This window comes from Acinetobacter sp. 18QD2AZ41W (assembly GCF_009829025.1).
Taxonomy (GTDB): Bacteria; Pseudomonadota; Gammaproteobacteria; order Pseudomonadales; family Moraxellaceae; genus Acinetobacter; species Acinetobacter pseudolwoffii.
Genome location: NZ_WURP01000001.1, coordinates 292812 through 312100, shown reverse-complemented (window position 1 = coordinate 312100; position 19289 = coordinate 292812). Strand labels below are relative to the sequence as shown.

General features: G+C 43.9%; 18 protein-coding genes. 17 read left to right on the top strand and 1 reads right to left on the bottom strand.

Features of this window, described 5'->3' with window-relative positions; genetic code table 11:
- Positions 1-11: 11 nt before the first annotated feature.
- The 11 genes from GVV58_RS01410 to GVV58_RS01360 all read left to right on the top strand — a co-directional run bounded on the left by GVV58_RS01410 (position 12) and on the right by GVV58_RS01360 (position 12991).
- Entirely contained in the window at positions 12-911 is a 900-nt protein-coding gene (locus GVV58_RS01410; RefSeq protein ID WP_005251558.1) for a phage capsid protein, read from the top strand.
- A 110-nt stretch (positions 912-1021) separates the two neighbouring features.
- Positions 1022-1585, top strand: coding sequence for a hypothetical protein (locus tag GVV58_RS01405; RefSeq protein WP_159515828.1), 564 nt, complete (start codon positions 1022-1024; stop codon positions 1583-1585).
- Positions 1585-3609 (top strand): carbohydrate-binding protein, encoded by a 2025-nt coding sequence (locus GVV58_RS01400; protein WP_159515827.1) that lies wholly within the window; start codon positions 1585-1587, stop codon positions 3607-3609. Before GVV58_RS01405 ends, GVV58_RS01400 begins: the two co-directional genes overlap by 1 nt.
- 2 nt (positions 3610-3611) lie before the next feature.
- A complete protein-coding gene (locus tag GVV58_RS01395; RefSeq protein ID WP_159515826.1) occupies positions 3612-4064 on the top strand; it encodes a GNAT family N-acetyltransferase in 453 nt (150 codons plus the stop codon).
- Positions 4065-4066: 2 nt separating this feature from the next.
- Positions 4067-4450, top strand: a complete 384-nt coding sequence (locus GVV58_RS01390) for a hypothetical protein (RefSeq protein WP_159515825.1) — start codon at positions 4067-4069, stop codon at positions 4448-4450.
- On the top strand, positions 4450-6480 hold the full coding sequence (locus GVV58_RS01385) for a methyl-coenzyme M reductase (RefSeq protein WP_159515824.1): 2031 nt from the start codon (positions 4450-4452) through the stop codon (positions 6478-6480). Before GVV58_RS01390 ends, GVV58_RS01385 begins: the two co-directional genes overlap by 1 nt.
- Entirely contained in the window at positions 6480-9296 is a 2817-nt protein-coding gene (locus tag GVV58_RS01380; RefSeq protein WP_159515823.1) for a transglycosylase SLT domain-containing protein, read from the top strand. Before GVV58_RS01385 ends, GVV58_RS01380 begins: the two co-directional genes overlap by 1 nt.
- 67 nt (positions 9297-9363) lie before the next feature.
- A complete protein-coding gene (locus tag GVV58_RS01375; RefSeq protein ID WP_159515822.1) occupies positions 9364-11898 on the top strand; it encodes a hypothetical protein in 2535 nt (844 codons plus the stop codon).
- On the top strand, positions 11895-12098 hold the full coding sequence (locus GVV58_RS01370; RefSeq protein ID WP_171502616.1) for a hypothetical protein: 204 nt from the start codon (positions 11895-11897) through the stop codon (positions 12096-12098). Before GVV58_RS01375 ends, GVV58_RS01370 begins: the two co-directional genes overlap by 4 nt.
- A 108-nt stretch (positions 12099-12206) precedes the next feature.
- Positions 12207-12539, top strand: coding sequence for a DUF4258 domain-containing protein (locus tag GVV58_RS01365; RefSeq protein ID WP_159515821.1), 333 nt, complete (start codon positions 12207-12209; stop codon positions 12537-12539).
- 2 nt (positions 12540-12541) lie between these two features.
- Positions 12542-12991, top strand: a complete 450-nt coding sequence (locus GVV58_RS01360; RefSeq protein ID WP_159515820.1) for a helix-turn-helix domain-containing protein — start codon at positions 12542-12544, stop codon at positions 12989-12991.
- 57 nt (positions 12992-13048) lie between these two features.
- Here the strand turns inward: GVV58_RS01360 and GVV58_RS15415 are convergent, their stop codons facing one another.
- Positions 13049-13192 carry a hypothetical protein gene (locus tag GVV58_RS15415; protein ID WP_171066772.1) on the bottom strand — a complete coding sequence of 48 codons (144 nt, stop codon included), beginning with the start codon at positions 13190-13192 and terminating at the stop codon, positions 13049-13051.
- Between the two features lie 146 nt (positions 13193-13338).
- Between GVV58_RS15415 and GVV58_RS01355 the strand changes: the two genes are divergently transcribed.
- Genes GVV58_RS01355 through GVV58_RS01330 form a run of 6 tightly spaced genes read left to right on the top strand, consistent with a single transcriptional unit; the run spans position 13339 to position 19080 of the window.
- Positions 13339-13647, top strand: a complete 309-nt coding sequence (locus GVV58_RS01355; protein WP_159515819.1) for a hypothetical protein — start codon at positions 13339-13341, stop codon at positions 13645-13647.
- Complete coding sequence (terL, locus tag GVV58_RS01350) at positions 13647-15335, top strand: phage terminase large subunit (RefSeq protein ID WP_159515818.1); 1689 nt, start codon at positions 13647-13649, stop codon at positions 15333-15335. Before GVV58_RS01355 ends, terL begins: the two co-directional genes overlap by 1 nt.
- An 8-nt stretch (positions 15336-15343) precedes the next feature.
- Positions 15344-17854, top strand: a complete 2511-nt coding sequence (locus GVV58_RS01345) for an SGNH/GDSL hydrolase family protein (RefSeq protein WP_159515817.1) — start codon at positions 15344-15346, stop codon at positions 17852-17854.
- Positions 17855-17906: 52 nt separating this feature from the next.
- Positions 17907-18191 (top strand): holin, encoded by a 285-nt coding sequence (locus GVV58_RS01340; RefSeq protein WP_252721244.1) that lies wholly within the window; start codon positions 17907-17909, stop codon positions 18189-18191.
- Positions 18175-18717 (top strand): glycoside hydrolase family protein, encoded by a 543-nt coding sequence (locus GVV58_RS01335; protein WP_159515816.1) that lies wholly within the window; start codon positions 18175-18177, stop codon positions 18715-18717. The genes GVV58_RS01340 and GVV58_RS01335 overlap by 17 nt, the downstream gene beginning before the upstream one ends.
- Positions 18718-19080, top strand: a complete 363-nt coding sequence (locus GVV58_RS01330; RefSeq protein ID WP_159515815.1) for a hypothetical protein — start codon at positions 18718-18720, stop codon at positions 19078-19080. It begins immediately after the preceding gene.
- The last annotated feature ends 209 nt before the right edge of the window (positions 19081-19289 follow it).

Here is a 19289-nt window from a genome sequence, read left to right as displayed (position 1 = left end):
GGATTTAGCCAATGGCTAACCAAAACAAAATCACAGCGGCGTTTGTTCAACAGTTCCATGACACATACGACGTTGCGGCACAGCAAAACGAATCACGACTGCTTAAAACCGTTGTGAACCGTGGAAAAATTGAAGGTGAGTCATTCACCATCAATGACATGGGATCTGTAGAAATGCAGGCTTCTGGTGCTCGCTATGGTGACACTCAGTGGACTCATCCAGATGTGGGTGTACGTACTGCGTTAATGTCTGATTGGGATCTATTTATTCCAATTGAACCGCGTGACCTGCCTAAGCTAAAAGCAATGCCACAAGACAAATATATGAAGTTATTGATCAGCGCACGTGAGCGCAAGATTGACGACATTATTTATACAGCGCTTGTTGGTCCAGTGACTCGCAAAGTAGTAGACGATGCCGGTACAGCAACTGTTTCCACGGTGAACCTACCAGCAGGTCAAATCATCGCACCGGCTTTCGGTACGCTGAAGCAGCAAATCACCAAAGCAAAATCACTATTCCGTGCGAACGAATGTGATGAGCAGAACGGTGAAGAAATCTTTATCACGTACACATCGGATGTTCTTAACGCATTCCTGAATGACACCATCTTGACCAACTCGGATCATGTCAACGTTCAGATGTTGCAGAACGGTGCAGTAGGTCACAAGTGGTTAGGTGTGACTTGGGTTGCTTATGAAAAAGTAGGTCAAGGCGCTACAGCCGGAACCAAGCGTCTAGCAATGTACTGTAAGTCTGCCGTTCACTTCGGTGATGCAGATATTACTAGCTTCGATATCTCGACTCGTCCGGATAAGAAGAACGTAAAACAGGTTGGTGGTGTTCATTCATTTGGTGCTGGTCGTGCCAATGAGAAGAAAGTTGTAGCGATTGACTACACACCGGCTTAATTAAAGGGGCTTTGGCTCGACATCTTGGGCATGGGGTGTCGGGTCTTTTTTATACCCAACAAACCCACTTTTAAAAGCCTTCAAGATCATAAAAACTTGAGGGCTTTTTTATGTCTATTTCGACCAGAACATCTATCGTTAATCATGCTTTAAGCTTGATCGGTGACAGCAACATTGCTTCATTTGACGAGAACACTGCACGTGCTGAACGTTGCCGTAGTATCTATGACCAGGTGCGTAAATCCATCCTGCGTGATCATCCTTGGTCATGTGCAAAGAAACGTACCATTCTTGCACCGGTGACAACTTATCCGGCCTTTGGTTATAGCAATTCTTTCCCATTGCCGCGTGACTTCATCCGGATCATCAGCGCCAATACAGAAAAATACGAAGTCGAGAATCACTACATTCTGGCCAATACCAATCGGATCAATCTTGAATATATCTTTGACAACGATAACGAAGATTCTTGGGATTCAATGCTGGTGGAAGCCATGTCACTCAAGATGGCCGCAAAGCTATGTAAACCGAATACTGGTAGTGATGCAGCAGGGCAATCGGCAGAAGCGCAATATCGTGATCTGATCAAGCGTGCACGTTCAATCAATGCGCAAGAACGACCATCAGAAGACATCGTGTATGAGGAATCACGCTATATCGGGAGTCGCTACTAATGAAGCAATGGCTACTTAAAAACAACCTGTCCAGTGGTGAGCTATCACCATTACTGCACACCCGAACTGATGTACAGCAGTATGCCAACGGCGCTAAAAAACTGCTTAATGCAATCCCACTGGTAGAGGGGGGAGCAAAGAAACGTCCGGGTACTAAATATCGGGGCATCTTCGCTGGTGCATTGCGCCTGATTCCTTTTGTTCCGAACTCAGATAATCCATTTCTATTGATCTTGGGGATTAATACTCTGCAGGTGTATGACCCTTTAACGCAATCCGTGGTTCATACAGGAAGTACGCCGTATAACACAGTGGCCAAAGTTGCACAGATCCAAGTGGCACACTCACGCTATCGCATGTTCTTTGTTCAGGGTGATCATCCGGTGCATCGTCTGGTCTGTAGTAAGGACTTTGATAACTGGAACTTTGATCAATTCACTTTTGTCACCGCACCGGTGGATGAAATCAATACCACACCGAACGTGGCATTAACGCCGACTGGCGTGGAAGTGGGCAAAACCATTTCACTGAATGCAGCTGCTTTTCCGAACTGGAGTTCAACAGAAAACTACATCATTGGTGAGCGTGTTATTTATCTTGGCCAGACATGGCGTGCAATAGCAGATAGCACTGGTAAGGTGCCAGCAGTCGATAGTACCGATTGGGAATCTGTGACTGCAGGTGATGCGTCTGTATTCATTCCTGCGCATGTGGGGGCAATCATTTCGATTAATGGTGGCCAAGTCAAAATTACTTCTTATGTTTCTCCAACGGGTGTGCTGGGAGAAGTCATTGTTAAGCTGAATGCTCAAGTACAGGCAATTGCCAAATCATGGACCTTGAATACTGCAGCGTTTACAGCAGCGACTGGCTACCCATCCACGGTGACATTCTTCAAACAGCGCCTGGTCTTTGCCAACACAAAGAACAACCCGAACCAGTTATGGGTTAGTGCAATCGGGAATGATGGTGATTTCCTAGAAGCAACGGACGATGCCAGCGCATTTAGTATGGCTTCATCTTCTGCACAGGCTGATAACATTTTGCACCTGGCACAACGTGGCGGTGTGGTGGCGCTTACTGGTGGTTCTGAGTTTCTGATCAGTTCAACCGGTGCATTTACGCCTGCATCTGCCCAGATCGAACAGCATACAACCTACGGCGCGCAATCCAATGTTCGTCCGTGTCTGGTCGGCAATGAGCTGCTATTTGTTCAGCGTGGCGGTAACCGTTTGCGTGCTTTGTCTTATCGCTACGAGGTAGACGGTCTGGTCAGTCCTGAGCTGTCAGCCATTGCACCACACATTGCTGAAGACCATGGCGGTATCAAGGAACTAACCTATCAGCAAACGCCGTATAGCTTGGTCTGGATGGTGCTGAATGATGGCATGGTGGCCAGTATCACTTTAAACCGCGATCAGGAAATGAATGCCTGGGCACAGCATGACTTTGGTGGATCTGTACGCTCAATCTGTGCATTGCCACAAGCCGCCGGCAATGATCTGTGTTTCATGCTGATTCAGCGTAAAACCTCGGTTGTGCTTGAGCAGCTGGACGAAACATCATTCATGGATTGTGAGATTGCACATAACGGCGCATTGGCAAATAGAAACTTGCATAACACTACCCTGTATCGATTCCAGAATGCAGATGGCTATTTCTACGATGACAATCAGCCAACCTCGGGCACATGGTTTGCCGGTCAGCCGTTCAATATGGAAGTTGAGTTTTTGCCACCGGATCACAGCCAAGTTCCCAATACAGCAATGTTTCATAAGATCCAGGCGCATGAAACGGTTTTGTATGTCCGCAATTCAATTGGTGGCCAGTGCAATCAGTATGACCTTGAGCATAAGTCATTTAACCAGTCTGCATTTCAGAACCTGACCTATACAGGGCCAGTCAGTGTCAGCATGAATGGCTGGTCGACCTTGCACGAAATGGAATTAAAAATAACACACAACAAACCGCTGCCTTTCCACGTCCAAAGTGTAGCTATGTTGGTATCAATGAATGAGAGATAAAGATGCTTGTACGTGCAGCAACACTAGAAGATTTAGACACGCTTGTTGACTGGGGCAAGCGTCTGACCAATGAATCACCACGGTTTAAAAAGCAGGGCTTTGATGAGAAGCGCGCTAGAAATGTATTTACGCATTTGATTAATGAGCTTGAGTCCATCTTGATCGTGATAGACGAGTACTCGAATCCGGTAGGTACATTGATCGGTGCGATTGATATTGATTGGCGAACAGGCCAGAAACTTGCTTATGAGCAGGGGCTTTATGTCCTGCCTGAATATCGTAAATCAGGTGCAGCCAGTGATCTGATTGAAACATTTAAAGTATGGGCAGAGATGAATAAAGCAGATCGTATTCAAGTCGGTACCATCACCGGCATTTATGCTGAACGTACTGTGAAGCTGTATGAATCTCTAGGCTTTGAACTGGTCGGCTATGTTCTGGAAATGGAGGTCTAATCATGTGCAATCCAGGCGGAATCATGCAAGGCGTTCAAAACATGGCAAATGCTCAAATGGCGGATGCTGTGTCCAAAGGTAATGCTAAAACTATCAACTCAGTCGCACGTGCAGAAGCCGAAAAAATGAAGCGGCAAGGCAAAAGTAATGCTTCAACGGCGCGTGCACAGGCTGCGGAAAATGGTGTGAACGTTGACTTGGGTGCAGCAGCAATGCTTCAGGACGAGCATATTTCTGATGCAGCCTATAACGCATCACTCAATATTTCGGATGCAGGTTATCAGGCTAAACAGGTTCGCATGCAGGGCAAAATGCAACGTAACAATTATGCGATGCAAGCCGCCTCTGACTTTATGGGTGCAGCATCAACAGGAGGGTGGAAATAATGGCGTTAATTCCAAAATCTCAAGGTCGGGATGTGTCTCGACCAGTGATGCAGCAGCATACGCCGATGACCGGACTCGGAAGTATTGGTAAGACAATTGACGGCATCATTGATGAACGCAGACGAAAATCTGATGAAGCCGATGTATCTGCCAAACGTGCAGAGCTTTATCATAATGATCTGGCAGAGAAAGAAGCCAAAGTTAAGCTAGATGATGTACTGACCACCGAGCTATCAGAGCAGGTTACATTGCTTAAAAACGATGTGGCCAACGGCGCAATGAATGCAGATGTAGCCAATAAAACATTACAGCAATGGTCTGAAAAGCGTTTCAAAGATATGGAAGGTGAGCTGCCCGGACATGCTCACCAGGCATTAAGTCAGCACTGGTCCAGTAATGTTAGCCGCAATGCTACTGCATTCCTGCCTTTGCAATTAAGCGCAGATTCTAAGAAAGACACTGTACTGGCTGACCGTGTGACTGAGATCGGCACACGTATGGATCGCAAAGCTGGCCGTGAGTATCTTGAATCAAATCTGGCCACATTGAATCTGTCCGAAGCAGAAAAACAGGCACGTATTTATGGCTATGAATCCACACGTGATGTGCTGGATATCGAAGGGCGTATTACTGCAGCAATTGAGAGTAAGAATACTGCAGATCTGCAAGCACTAATCACAGATATGGATAGCGGTAAATACGGCTATATCGACGGTCCACAAGTACAGCAGAAGAAAGCACAGGCACAGAGTCGCATTGAATCAATTGAGAAATACCATGAAGTCAAAAATAAAGAGCGTGAGCAACTATCAGGTAAGCTGATGAGCGAACTTGAGGCTCAAGTAATGACTGGTCGTGCGTTAGACAGCGACTACCTCAATGAGATGGAAAACTCTTTCAAGGGAACAACACAAGAGGACAAATTTAATTTCTATAAATCGCAGTCAAATAGGTTTCAACGCTTCGCAAACTTATCAACGCCCGAGCAGCTCAAGGGGATTAATGAGCAAAAGGCATTGATGGCGAATAGCAAAACATCTAATGCTGTGCTTGAGGGAAAGATTCTTTCTGTATATGAATCCATTTATAACAAAAAGAAAGCTACCCTAACTGAAAATCCAAATCAGGCCGTCCGAGAAGCTGGCTTGGAAGCGCATAGCCTGAATGCGGTTGAGCTGAAATCCAACCCTCAATCATTTGCTGTAAAGGTCTTTGAAAATGGGGTGAGACAGTTTGCACTAGATGATGACAATCTCAAGGTCAAACCTATTTCAATGGAGGATCTGCCTGCCGCAAAGCAAGCCTTCTACGATATGGGAGTGAATCAAAAATTAGACTTCATTGGCAGTCTTATTTCTGAATCCAAAGGTGTGCCAAAGGGTAATCAAATTTGGGCTGCCACGATTAAGCAATTAGGCGGTGATGATAATTCCTATCTTATGGCTGGTGTGGCGCGTGCTAATAATTACCGCTCTGAAAACGGCGAAGATGTTGCAGCCTCAATCATATCAGGCACACAGGCGCTGAAAAATAAACAGATGATCATGCCTGGCGATGATTTGCTCCGATCTGAATTTGCCAAGTATGTTGGAAATACAGTGTCAGGGGGTACAGCAAATATGACATTTGATGCATTTAAATCGATCTACGCGCATTTAACTGAGCGTAATAATTACCAGCACAAAGACAATAAAGACATTGACACCTCCTTAGCTAACACAGCTCTAAGCATGGCTACCGGTGGTGTATATGAGCAAGACTTGAAATACGGAAGTAAGAGTGGTGGAACTCAGGTCAAATGGAAAGTATCTAAACCATACGGCATGAAAGATGAACGCTTTGAAGCCATCTTGGATACACGCTTTGCTGCGATTGCTCAGAAGTACAAGATGTCGGAAAGCGAAGTGCGTGATCTGCGCTTGCGTCGTGAAGCTGCAAGAGGGCCGAATGGTGTAATTCGCTATTCCCTAATTGATGAACGTGGTAAGCCAATGTTCTATCTCAACATGCCGGACGGAGTCACCAAGTAATGAGTAACTGGTTATCTGAATACTCACCTGAAGACCAGAAGCAGGTCGATGAACTGAATGCCGGAGGCATCCAGCATAAATCTCAGGTGAAAAAGGAAGTTGGTCTGTTTGATGGTGCACCTAGCGCTATTCCTCGCGGTATTGTAGCTGGTGGTGTAAAGCTAGCAGACACAGCCGTAAAGCCGTTTGAGCGAGTTAAAGACCATCTGGAATACAGTATTAAAGATACTTTGGATGGTGGGCTTGAAGGCTCCTTAGATGTACGTGAACCATCATTCACAGAGGTGCATGAGGCTAAAAACAAGGATCGCCGCAGTCAATTAGTCATGGAGATTGAGCAGCTAGAAGATGCAGAGAACTCCGGCGCCGTTGGTAATTTCCTGTTTAGTGCATCTGATATGTTGACTCGTGCTATTGGTGGCGGCCTTGTTGCAGGTCCACTTGGTGCGGCAGCGACTACTGGTGCATCAGAGGGTGTTTACAGTTATGAGGAGTTGGTACACAAAGGTGTTGATTCTGAAACAGCAATGAAAGTAGCTGGTGTGGATGCTGCCGTTGCTAGTGTGTCTACTGCTATCCCGGCATCATTTGGTTGGAAGGGGTATAGCGGCCTTATTCGAGATGGCATAGTATCCACAGGCTTGGCTTCAGGTATATCTATTGGTGGACAGGCAGCATCAGGTGGCATCCTTAAATCGGAAGGCTACGACAAGCAGGCAAAAAAGTACGAAATCACAGGCGAAAGTGTGGCGACTGATGTGCTAATTAATATGGCTTTCTTCGGTGCTGCACGTGGTGCTTCACGTTTTCTCAATGTGTCAGATGCCACCCCAGAACATTTAGAGACATTAAACGACTTGCGACGGGCAACCCTATTGCTTAATGAAATGGAGTTTGAGGAAACTCTCGCTCCAGTAAACCCAGCCGATCCGATCCAACACAACAACCATTTAAAAAACTTGGATTCTTCAGTTGAAGCAATCCGTATGGGTCGACCGGTAAACGTGGTGCATCCAGTAAAGGGTGAGGAAAAGCAGAAGCCTGTACGTATTGCACCAAGTGAATACAGTAAGATTCGTTATGATGATCCGCGCCTGGATTCCATGTTGCATTCAAAAGCCAAAGAAATGGATATGGATTGGGCGGTACCGCTATTGCTTTCAATTCGTCGTGCTGGTGAGAAATCGCATAACTGGCAAGTATCACCGGTGGGTGCGCAGTCGATCATGCAAATCATGCCTGACACCAAAGCAGGGCTTGAGCGTAACTATAAAAAGAAATGGGATGTTAATAATCCTGAACACGCTACTGAAATGGCGCTGTATCTTGTCCGGGAAATGTCACAGCAGTATAAAACCAAAGACCCTTTGGTATTGGCTGCTCACTACAATGGTGGCTTTGTAAATGGTAAGGCCATGCAGAAAAATGGTAAACCCAAAGCGCAAGAAACCATTAATTACGTCAATCGTGTAAAGGATTTTATCGGTACTGGTAAATATAAAAATTACACTGGTAATAATATTTCCACTGCAACCGGCATGGATGGTAGTACTTATCAGTTTGCTGATGAAATTAAATCACTGGATGAATTAATCGCATCTAATGATCTGGCCTATGGGGTAAATCCACTTTATCCATCTGAACTACAACCGCGTGACCGTACCCGGGAAGCGTCACGCCAGCAGATTGAACGTATGGCTGAGAACTTGAAGCCTGAATGGTTAGGTGAGTCAAACATGTTATCTAATGGCGCTCCCATTATCAGCATGGATAATGTGGTTGAGTCTGGCAACGGACGTACGCTGGCTATTGCAAAGGCTTATGAATCGGGCCGTGCTGAAGAATATCGGGCATTCCTCGATCAGTATGCAGCAGAGCGCGGCATTGATATAGCGGGTATCAATAATCCTGTTTTAGTCCGGACACGTTTAACTGATACTGACCGTGTGCAATTTACTCAACTTGCCAATCAAGCCGATGTGGCGCAGTACTCCGCAACCGAACGTGCTGTGAGCGACTCAGATCGTCTGCCTGATGCTTCTTTGCTGAAGATCAACAATGATGGCTCAATTAATTTAGATGGCTCTATGGACTTTGTACGCGGTTTTGTGGGGTCATTGCCAAAGTCAGAACAGGGCACAGTGATTACCGGTGACGGACGTTTAAGCCAGGAAGGGAAACGCCGTATTGAATCCGCCATCATGCAGCGTGCTTATGATGATTCGTCACTGATTGGCCGTATGGCTGAGAATCTGGATGATGACAGCAAGACTGTATTGAATGCCTTGTTACGTGCTGCACCACAATTGGCACAAATGGATAGCCTGGTGAAACAGGGTGGCCGCCATCAAAACACTTTGGCCAAGGATCTGGCACAGGCAGCGCAAAAGCTCAGTGATCTGAAAGCCAATGGCCAGACCGTACCGGATTATCTCAATCAAGGTCAGCTTATTGATGATGGGCTTTCACCTGGTGCGCGTGACTTCCTGAATGTCTTTGATCAAAACAAGCGTAGTACAAAAGCCATTGGTGAGAACATCCAAAGCAGGATTGATGAAATTGATTCCATGGGCGATCCGCGTCAGGGTTCATTGTTTGGTGATTCGCCCGATGAGCAAGAGGCACTTAAGCTGGCATTTGAAAACCCAGATCAATCTATTTCTGTAAGTCGGGAAGGTGCTAATGGAGAGCCTGAAGCAATTACGATGACTTTGAAGGATTACATTGATGAATTAAACAATGATGCAAAAGCAGCACAAGAGCAAGGCGTAGCCGCTGAAGCTGCTGCACGTTGCTTCTTGAGTCATGGGGCTTAAATCCTTACCCAACAAACCCTATTCTTATTAATGCTCAGATGATGGAAATTATCTGGGCATTTTTATTATGAAACCACAATGCATACAGGCTGTGGAAACAGCAATTGGACGTAAATTAAAAGCAAATGAATCAGCTGATATTGATGCAAATATTAAAAAAGCCATGGTTGATCTGGCTCGTCAGGATATAGATCGATGGCGTAATCTCAGCGAATATGAAAAGACCTTAGAAGCCAGTCAGCATGTAGGAAAGATGCTTGAAGCTGAAGTTAAGCGTAAAAACAAAATCGCTGCTATGGATATTATTAAGCAGAGTAAAAACCTAGAAACCATTCTAAACCATAATAAATTGTCTTCTATGGAATCGCTGGATCGGATGATTGCTTTTCATGGGGATATGTCTGGCATTCAATCAGTTAGTGCTAAATCGAAAGCCATATCAGCCTTGTATAAAGGACGGCTGCATGATTTATATTCCAAGGTGGATGGTTCACTAGGTTTAATCCAAGATAAAAAATATGTTAAAGATTTTGTCAAAGAGGCATTTGGTGAGGATTCTGGAAATCCATCGGCTAAAAAAAATGCTGCCGACTTTGCTGATGTGGCAGCAGACCTAAAGGATCGCTTTAATCGTAATGGCGGAAATATTGGAACTTTAGAAAATTGGGGTTTATGGACTTCATGGAGTCCAGGTAAAGCATTAGAGAAAGGCTTAGATAAGTGGCTGGAACTAGGTTTAAAAAACTTTGACCGCAGCAAGGCGGTTCATGAGGATGGTCGAGCATTTACTGAAGATGAGCTTGTAGAGTTATTAACCGCATCCTACAAAACCATTAAAAGCGATGGTGCAAATAAAATAGAAGTTGGCAAGGCTAACTATTCAGGCAACTCAAAAGTTACTAATCGACATGCTGAAAGCCGTGTTTTGCATTGGAAGGATGCGGATGCATGGATAGAAATGCAGAGTGAGTTTGGTGACATGCCACTGATAGATATCCTTGATAGCAATATTGAACGCATGTCTAAAGAAATTGCTCTAGTTGAAACCTTTGGCAGTAATCCACGCGAGGCATTAAAAATATTAAAAGATGCTGCAACCAGTAAGGATAAGGATGAGAGAAATATCCCAAGCGGTAAAGTTGATGAAACAGCAAGCCGTATAGATGACATGTTCGACGATTTCACGGGTAGCAATATCGGCAGTGAATTTTGGGCGAATGTTGGGCTGGCGTATAGATCAATAAATACCGCTGCAATGCTAGGGGGTACAACACTTTCATCTGTTACTGATCAGGCGATGATTGCCAAAACAGCACATGTGCATGGACTGTCTTACTGGAAAACCTTTGGAGAGATGGTGAGTCAGTTAAATCCCAAAAACAAGGAGGATCGAGAGTTTGGGTATTATCTAGGCATTGGAGTGGAGGAGCTTACAGGCTCAATTTCTCGCTGGACGGATGATGGTTTAAGTAGTGTGCATGGTCGAGCTGCAAAGATTGCAAACGGTGCAAATAATATCGCGAATCAAGTATTACGTTTATCGGGGCTGCAAGCACTGACCCGAGCCAGTAAGGTAGCCTTTGACACCATGCTCATGGCCAAATATGGGGATATGACGCGCAATAAGGCATGGAATGATTTGCATGCGAATGACAAGGAGTTGCTTGAAGGTACAGGCTTAAACGAGCGTGCTTGGCAGGTGATGCAATTGGCTGAGCCTCATGTGGATCGTAAGGGGCGAAAGCTTATGTCTGCACGTGCAATTTATGCGATTCCAGATGAGAAATTAAAAGGTTTCGGTGACCCACAACGTATCCGTGATGAAGTAGCTACCCAATTCCAAACTCATCTACTCGATGAGCAAGGTATGGCCGTCATTGAAGCAGGCTTACGAGAGAAAACAAAAGTTACAGGTGGTACTAAGCGAGGAACTTTGGGAGGGGAAGTTTTGCGTCTTACCACTCAGTTCAAGTCCTTCCCTTTATCCTTCCTAATGCGTCACGGTAGTCGCACATTGTCTAAAGGGGGGTGGAAAGGAAAGGCAGGGTATGCACTTCCATTGGTGGCTATGACAACCGTGCTGGGTGGACTGGTGGTGCAGCTCAAAGAGTTAGCCAATGGTAACGATCCATTAGAAATGTGGGATGGCGAAAAGTGGTACACGGCAGGGATTGATTCCGACTTCTTAAAGCGTTCTTTTGTGGCAGGTGGTGGCTTACCAATTTTGGGTGATATTTTAATTGCCGGTACTGATACCAGTGGGCGTGATGCAGGTGATTTTTTAAGTGGTCCATTTGGTTCAGACTTTTCTGCAATATTATCCTTAACAGTTGGCAATCCTACACAGGCATTAAATGGCGTAGAAACTAATTGGGAGAGCGAAGCTTTCCGATTTGCTAAAAATAAAATACCTGGTCAAAACCTTTGGTACACCAAAGCTGCAACCAATCGAATGATATTTGATGAGATGCAAGATATTATCTCCCCGGGGTACAGAGAAAAACTTTTACGTAAAGCTGAGCGTGATCATGATCGTACGCGCTGGCTAGGTGATGACTGGGGAGATATCCAAATGCCAGATTTTGAGAAGGTGATAGAGTGATAAAAAAACTATGGGAAAAGGTAGTAAACTTTTATATTTATTCGTTATTTGCCGGACCTATTGCCCTAGTTTTATTAATGAGTGGTGATCAGGACTATATAGTAAATAAGATTTTAACTGTTTATTTTATGGGTGCTCTGGCTTTAGCAATTGTTCTTTGGCCAATCTTAGCCTTTATAGGTAGAAAGAAACGATCATAAAAATAAGGCTGCAATTGCAGCCTTTGTCTTATTACAATAATTTACTTTCACCTATTGCATGAACGTTTTAATTATTCAATAATACCGTCAGAAACTGACGGTGCGCATATGGAACAACCCGACAATATAATAATGTTTTCAGATCTCTCTGAAGCTGCTGCCAGGTCAAAGCTTAGAGAGTTAGCAAAAGATTCAAGTAAGGTGTTTTACACTGATCATGCTCGTAAGCGCATGAAGCAGAGAAAGATTACACCTTCTCAAATACTTTGCTGTATGGAGCATGGTCAGTTTGAAGAAGGTCCTTATAGAGAAACTAATGGATCTTGGAAAATGAAATTATCTGTTATTTCAGCAGGTGATGTCATTAGTGTAGTTGTAGTGCTGGACTACGATGATATAACCAAGGATCACAGTATTGTGATCACGGTAATTAGAGGTTAATTATGTACCATTACACCGAAAGCGGTTTACGCGATGTTTGGTTGGTAAATGGTTACATCGCAAAAGACACACCCTATGGAAAGGTTGTTTCTTTTGAAGATGTAGAAGGCTTACATCGTGTGATTGGAATTAACTTAGTAACTCATAAGCCTCGTCTATCAGGTGCAGAGGTTCGTTTTTTACGCAAAGAAATGAATCTTTCCCAAAATGGTTTAGCTGAAATTTTAGGTGTTTCTGAATCAAGTGTTCGAGCTTGGGAAACTCACCGCTCTAAAATCCCTAAACCTAGTGACCGCCTTTTGCGAGTTATGTATAAGGGTAGTGTTGAGAAAGGTAGTGATATTAGAAACATGCTTGACAAGATTGCGCATCTTGATCGGCAAATGGGCGAAAAGAAAGCTAGCTTTTCCCACCAGAAACAAGGCGGATGGTCTGAACAGGCTATTGCATAATATAAAGTTTGTAAGAAAAGGGCTGCATTAGGCAGCCCTTTTCTTTGATAGAAAGAATTATTTACCACCTGGGCGACGGTCAGCAGCACGGTCGCCACAAGATGAACCATCTTTTGCAGATTGCCAGCTATGGTCACATGAACCAGCAAAAGTCATAGTTGTAGGCAGTGCTAAGATTGCAGCAAGAATTAAAGTTTTCATTTGAATTACCCCTTATTGTAGTTTGCAAATTTGCTCGGGCAGCATACCTTCTAAACCATTAAGATTCTATGACTACCAAAGTAGAACACCCAACAAAGCTGCTTTAGATCCTCTGTATATATGGCTTATATACGGGGGATTTTTTTATGCGTGATGACCAGATAGAGCGAATCAAATTACTTTCTGAGGAAATTGCAGACGACATGGTAAGCACTGCGGAAGCTGCGATTGACACCAACATTGCAACAAAAGTAGGGCGTGGCGATAAAGCCTTTTTGTATGGCATCGTAAAAAACCAAGCTGGCGTTATGGCGACCCTGCAACGTGTTTTAGATGTTAAATCCGGCAAGATCCCACCAATTAGCGCAACAGCAGCAACACAGGAGAAATACGAGCAGCAACTGATTAAAAAAGCCGAAGAAGCAGCCGCAAAACTTAAACAACGTCTTAGCTAATGACCAAACCAAAGATTTCATTCTTAGCGTTCTTTCTGCTTTGGGCTGAGCTGCAAGGCTGGAAGGTTCCGCTATTCCATGTTCAGGTCTGTATTTTCCTTGAAGAATTCTATCTTAAAGGTCGTACAGGCTTGCTTATGCTTCCGCGTGGGCATTCCAAGTCAAGTATTCTGGATGTGTTTAACGCCTGGGTGATTTATTGCTGGCCACATACACAGATTCTGCACCAGGGAACAACTGATTCAGATGCATATAAGTGTTCAAAAGGCACACGTGATGTATTAGAAAAACATCCGCTGTGTATTGATAATCATAATGTCAGCATCCGTCAGGGCGAGATTGAGCGCTGGTTTGTAAATGGCACGTTAGATGTTCGATACGGTACCATGTTGGCCAAAGGCATTCTTTCAGGTGTCACAGGCCACCGTGCGCACTTCATTCAAAATGATGACGTTGAGACACCACAGACCACAGCCAATCCGGAGCAACGTGAAAAGCTACCGAAAAAACTATCTGAGCAGACACACATTGCCATACCAGGTGCAAAAAAGCTTTGGATCGGCACACCACATACCCACGATTCACTTTATGAAAAAATCAAAAAACAAAGAAAGGTAGATAAATTAATTCTCAAAATGTTTGAGCATGAAAAACGTTTTGAGGATACCCAAAAGGGTCAGAAGGTCTTACTTGATTTTGAGCCTGTTCATGGCTTCTCGGGTATTGGTGTTGGTGCAAAGTACCTGCATAAAGGTGAGCACTATGAATACCGAAAGCTAAAAAATGTCTGGGAAATTACATTCCTTGAATCAAACTATGTGGTGGATTTCTATTCTGAAGGGCTTTGGGAGGAACGATTCACACCTGAAGAAATGGAATTCCGTCGCGAAGAATGTAAAACCCTGAATGAATGGGATTCACAGTATCAGATGCATGCTAAGCCAATTGGTGATGTGCGTCTTGATCCAGATAAGATTCTGGCCTATGACTGTGAGCCGGTGCTAAAACGTGCCAATGGCGAATATTTCATGATGCTAGGTGAACGCCGTATTGTGGGAATGTCTGCTAAGTGGGATCCATCCAGCGGTAAGCTTAAATCAGATATCTCATCTACAGCATTGGTTCTGCATGACGACCTGGGGAACAAGTATTGGCATAGATCGATTGCCTTGACTGGCCCCGATATTATTACCAATGAAAATGGTGAAATTATTGGCGGTCAGGTATGGCAATTATGTGACCTGATTGAAGAATTTCATATTCCGAAGATTGTGATTGAGACCAATGGTATTGGTGGTTTTGCTGGTTCATCACTTAAAGCAGCTTTGAAGAAGCGAAAACTTCGCTGTGGTGTGGAAGAACGACATGCATCACAGAATAAGAATAAGCGCATTCTTGAAAGTTTTGAAGGGCCGCTTATGTCCGGTCTGCTTTGGGCGCATATCTCTGTCCTTGTGGTTGCCAATCCAGATGGTAGTGAAGAAGATGCACCAGCAGCTAAACAGATGCGTGAATGGAATCCAGCCGTGGCCAATCAACCAGATGATTACATGGACTCAGCAGCAGGTGCAATCGTAGACCAGCCGGAACGCGTAGGTAAAATACACAGAAATAACGAGGTCAATGAAGGCCCTAATTGGAGAACAAACGGTGGTGTTGTTGAAGCCACCTTAGATTTTGAAAATTAGGGGGCATTATGTCTGTACCTGAACAAGTTCCATACAAGGAATACCGGGCAACTGGATCAAGCAATACATTTGAAATTACATTCTATTTGCCAGACCCAAAAGATCTGGTTGTGATGGTGAATAAAGAAATTCCACTGGTGGGTGCATATAGCATCCAAGGTAATACCGTGGTCTTTAGTACGCCACCAAACGAGGGGGATCTGGTCGAGATTACCCGTGATACTCAGATGGATCGTGAGACTAACTTTAAAAGTTACGACAATTCATTCCGACCAGAAACTATTAACTTTGACCTAGATAAAATCTGGCTGGTACTACAAGAATCTAATCTTATAGATGCAAAAATTCTTGCTCGATTAAAACAGGAAATCGAATGGCGCCGTACTCATGATTTTAATTATGATGAATTGGCGCAAGTGCGTGAAAAGCAGTTATTTGATGCCTTAAAAGGCTATACAGACACACTCTTAGCATCAACAAATCCGGGGGTGTTTCAGGGTGTGATTGCAGGCGTTGTCTTTGCGCGTGATGGTAAGAGCATTCAAACCCATCTTGAAGAAATTCTGGACAATCTGGCACTAAGCCGAAGTTACGTCGATGAGCAACTTAGTTTGAAAGCACCGCAGGCTACCACTTACAACAAGATTGAAGTAGATACAAAGATTGGCGCAGAAACCACACGCGCCAAGGCTGCTGAGCTAGTGCTGCAGAATCAAGTCAATGCTGTAGGCGTGGGCAATAAAGCGTATTTAACATACGCTGAAATGGATGCCGATAAAGCCAATAATCCAATCAACTCTAAGTTAGAAGTAACCAATGATGGCGAAAACAACGGCACATACCAGTGGAATGGAACAGCTTTAACAAAGAGTGCTTATGATCCGCTGACACAAGCAAAAGCATATAGCGATTCACTTGCACAAATTGAGCCACAAATTAATTTATATACTGGTGTAAACACCTCAGGTTTCTATGTGCGACCAGCTGACGGCTTTATTTCAGGAGCCATTGGTAACGAAATAAGTGTTTTTGCTGTTGAGGCAGGTAAAACCTACGCAATGTACGCTACAGATGTTCGCCCTGCGTATTTAATTTTGAGCTACAGCACAACAAGTACAGTATCTGGGGGTAAGCAAAACACACTTGCTACCATAAATAGCACCGCCGACCCTAATATAAAAACATTCACCGTGCCCACCGGCATGAAGTATGCATTTGTGAATACAGTGTGGCCGAATTTTAATTTTGATATTCGAAACTCCCTAGTTGTTCAAGAGGGAGTGTCTCTAATTAAAGTTGTAAAAAAGATCCGTGGCGTCGATGTTTATGACGAGTCAGCACATATAGAAATTGAATTATTATCAAAAGAAGCATTTAAAAAATCAGAAGTTATACCAGATGATGATGTTGGTACAGTATTATCGACAACTTCTCATGACAACTTGAATGTAGCGCCGAGCACAGGGGCAATTCGATCAACAGCGGGTTGTGAAATAGCACGATTCGACATTGTCGCAGGCAAGCGATATAAAATTAAAGCACCGGACTTACGTGCTGCTTATGTTACTGTATCTGTAAGCGCAACAAGTGACGTTTTTGGTGGAAAAGCTCAAACACTCGTAACACTTGCTGAGATTGATTCAATCACGAAAGTGTTCACAGCACCGTCTGGCATGATATCAGCGTGTATTAATACTGTTTGGCCGAACTTTTCTCTTGATATTTCAGCAACTTTGATTATTGAAGAATATCCAGAGCTTGTCATTGACAACCTTGCCTCTATTCCAATTCGAGATAATTTAGCTCATCAAAAAATTGAAGAATTAGAAAATGGAGGTGGTGGTTCAAGTGGCTATGTGTCTGTTTTAAAAAACAAGAAATGGGTGTTTATTGGTGACTCGATCACTGCTTCAAACAACGCGTGGGCTACAAAACGCTATCACGACTATGTAGTTGAAGCAGTTGGCGGTATGACAACTCAAAATCTCGGCATCAGTTCAACAGGTTACGGAGATCGAACTTTAACAGCGAACACAATCACGCTCGAAAATCCTGATTACATTACTATTTTTATGGGGACGAATGATTTTGGCGTGATTAATGATAATCGAAATGCTGCAAATAAACCTTACCCAATGGGCGAGTTTTTAAGTCTGACGAATTTAACTGTTAGTGGCGCAATCAATACCACATTGACTAATATTTTTAATGCGTTCCCGAATGCCAAAGTTGCAATTATTACACCTTTGCCGCGCGGGACTTTAGCTGTAAATCGCCCCAATTATGGTGAAAATCCAACTCCGAATGTAGATGATGTGAGCTTAGAAGACATTGCAAACGAGTTGATTCGTTATGCAAAGCATTACAGCTTACCAGTGCTTGATTTGTATCATCATTCTAATTTCAAAGCGTTTAGCACAGCATTTCAGAATACTTACATGACCGACGGTGTACATCCGAATGATGCTGGTCATGCAATTATTGGGCAGAAAGTACTTAAATTCATGGAATCGCTCTAACACCCAACAAACCACCACCGACCCTGATCTTTAATTAGATCAGGGTTTTTTAATGTCAAAAATTGGGGGCGGCATGTCCGATCAGAAAACAGCAGTAATGGAAATGGCAGCGACCGTTTCTTCCGCTGCATCAAAAACAACGTATGCAGGGGCCGCTTCTGGTTTTGTGGCATGGCTTGCTTCAGTCGATGTCCTGGCGTGGATGGGTATCGCACTTGCTTTGGCTGGTTTCGTTGTGAACTGGTATTACAAGCGACTTGAGAACAAACGAGCCGATGAGATCCACAAGCTAAAAGTAGAGCAATGGGAGAAATATTACGATGTCAAACAAGACTAAATACTATGTGATTGGTTCTTCTCTGGTACTTGCTGCAGGAATGTGGATTACAGGCCCAAGTGAAGAACAGGTGCAAGCCACAGCAATAAAAGAGGGCTATACATCCAAGCCAGTGATTCCGGTTAAAGGAGATGTACCGACCATTGGTCACGGCACCACGGTCTATCCAAACGGTGTGCGCGTCAAAATGACCGATCCAGCGATTGACCGTAAACAGGCGCTTGAATATCTCAAATTACACATGGATAAAGATGCACAGCGATTCAATAAAACCGTTTTGAACATTCCAATCTCTCAGCCTGAATATGATTTGTATTTAGATTTTACTTATCAGTACGGCACTGGTGCGTGGTCTGGATCGTCAATGCTTCGTCATTTAAAGGCGCGTGAATATGTCCAGGCGTGTAAATCACTTTTGAAATGGAAGTATGTCGCCAAACGTGACTGCAGTATTCGTTCTAACAATTGCTATGGCGTGTGGACTCGACAAGTTGAACGCTACAACAAATGCATGGGAGTGAACTAAATGCCACTCCTAATGCTGATCTGGAACAACAAACGCTGGTCCCTGATTGTTGTGCTTTGCATCGTAATCCTTTGCCAGCTCTTTCAGGCCAATCGTTTAGCCGGGGATTTACGCAAAGCTGAAACGACATGCCAGGACAAAATCAATAAAAAGTTAAAACCATATCTTGATGCTGAAAAAAAAGCACAGGAGCTGGCCAACAAAGCAGGTGAACAATATGAAGAATCAAAAGAAGTTGAGCGCGTCAAAACCGAAGTTATTACACGTGAAGTGCAAAAGATCGTGGAACGTCCTGTTTATATCAACACTTGTATTGACGATGACGGGGTGCGTCTCATCAACGAAGCTGGTAATACCGGCTAATTTGAAAACTGAATGTCCGGATCTGATGAAATTGGAATCTGGTCAAGGAAAAGAAATTATCCAGGTGATGATTGATGACCGACGAAAGTATGTAGATTGTAAGCAGCGCCATGCGGCTATAATTGAAATTGTAGCAAAGTCCTCCAAATGAGGGCTTTTTGCTTATAATGAATCAGGTATGTTTTTGAATGTGTACAGTAATGTGTACA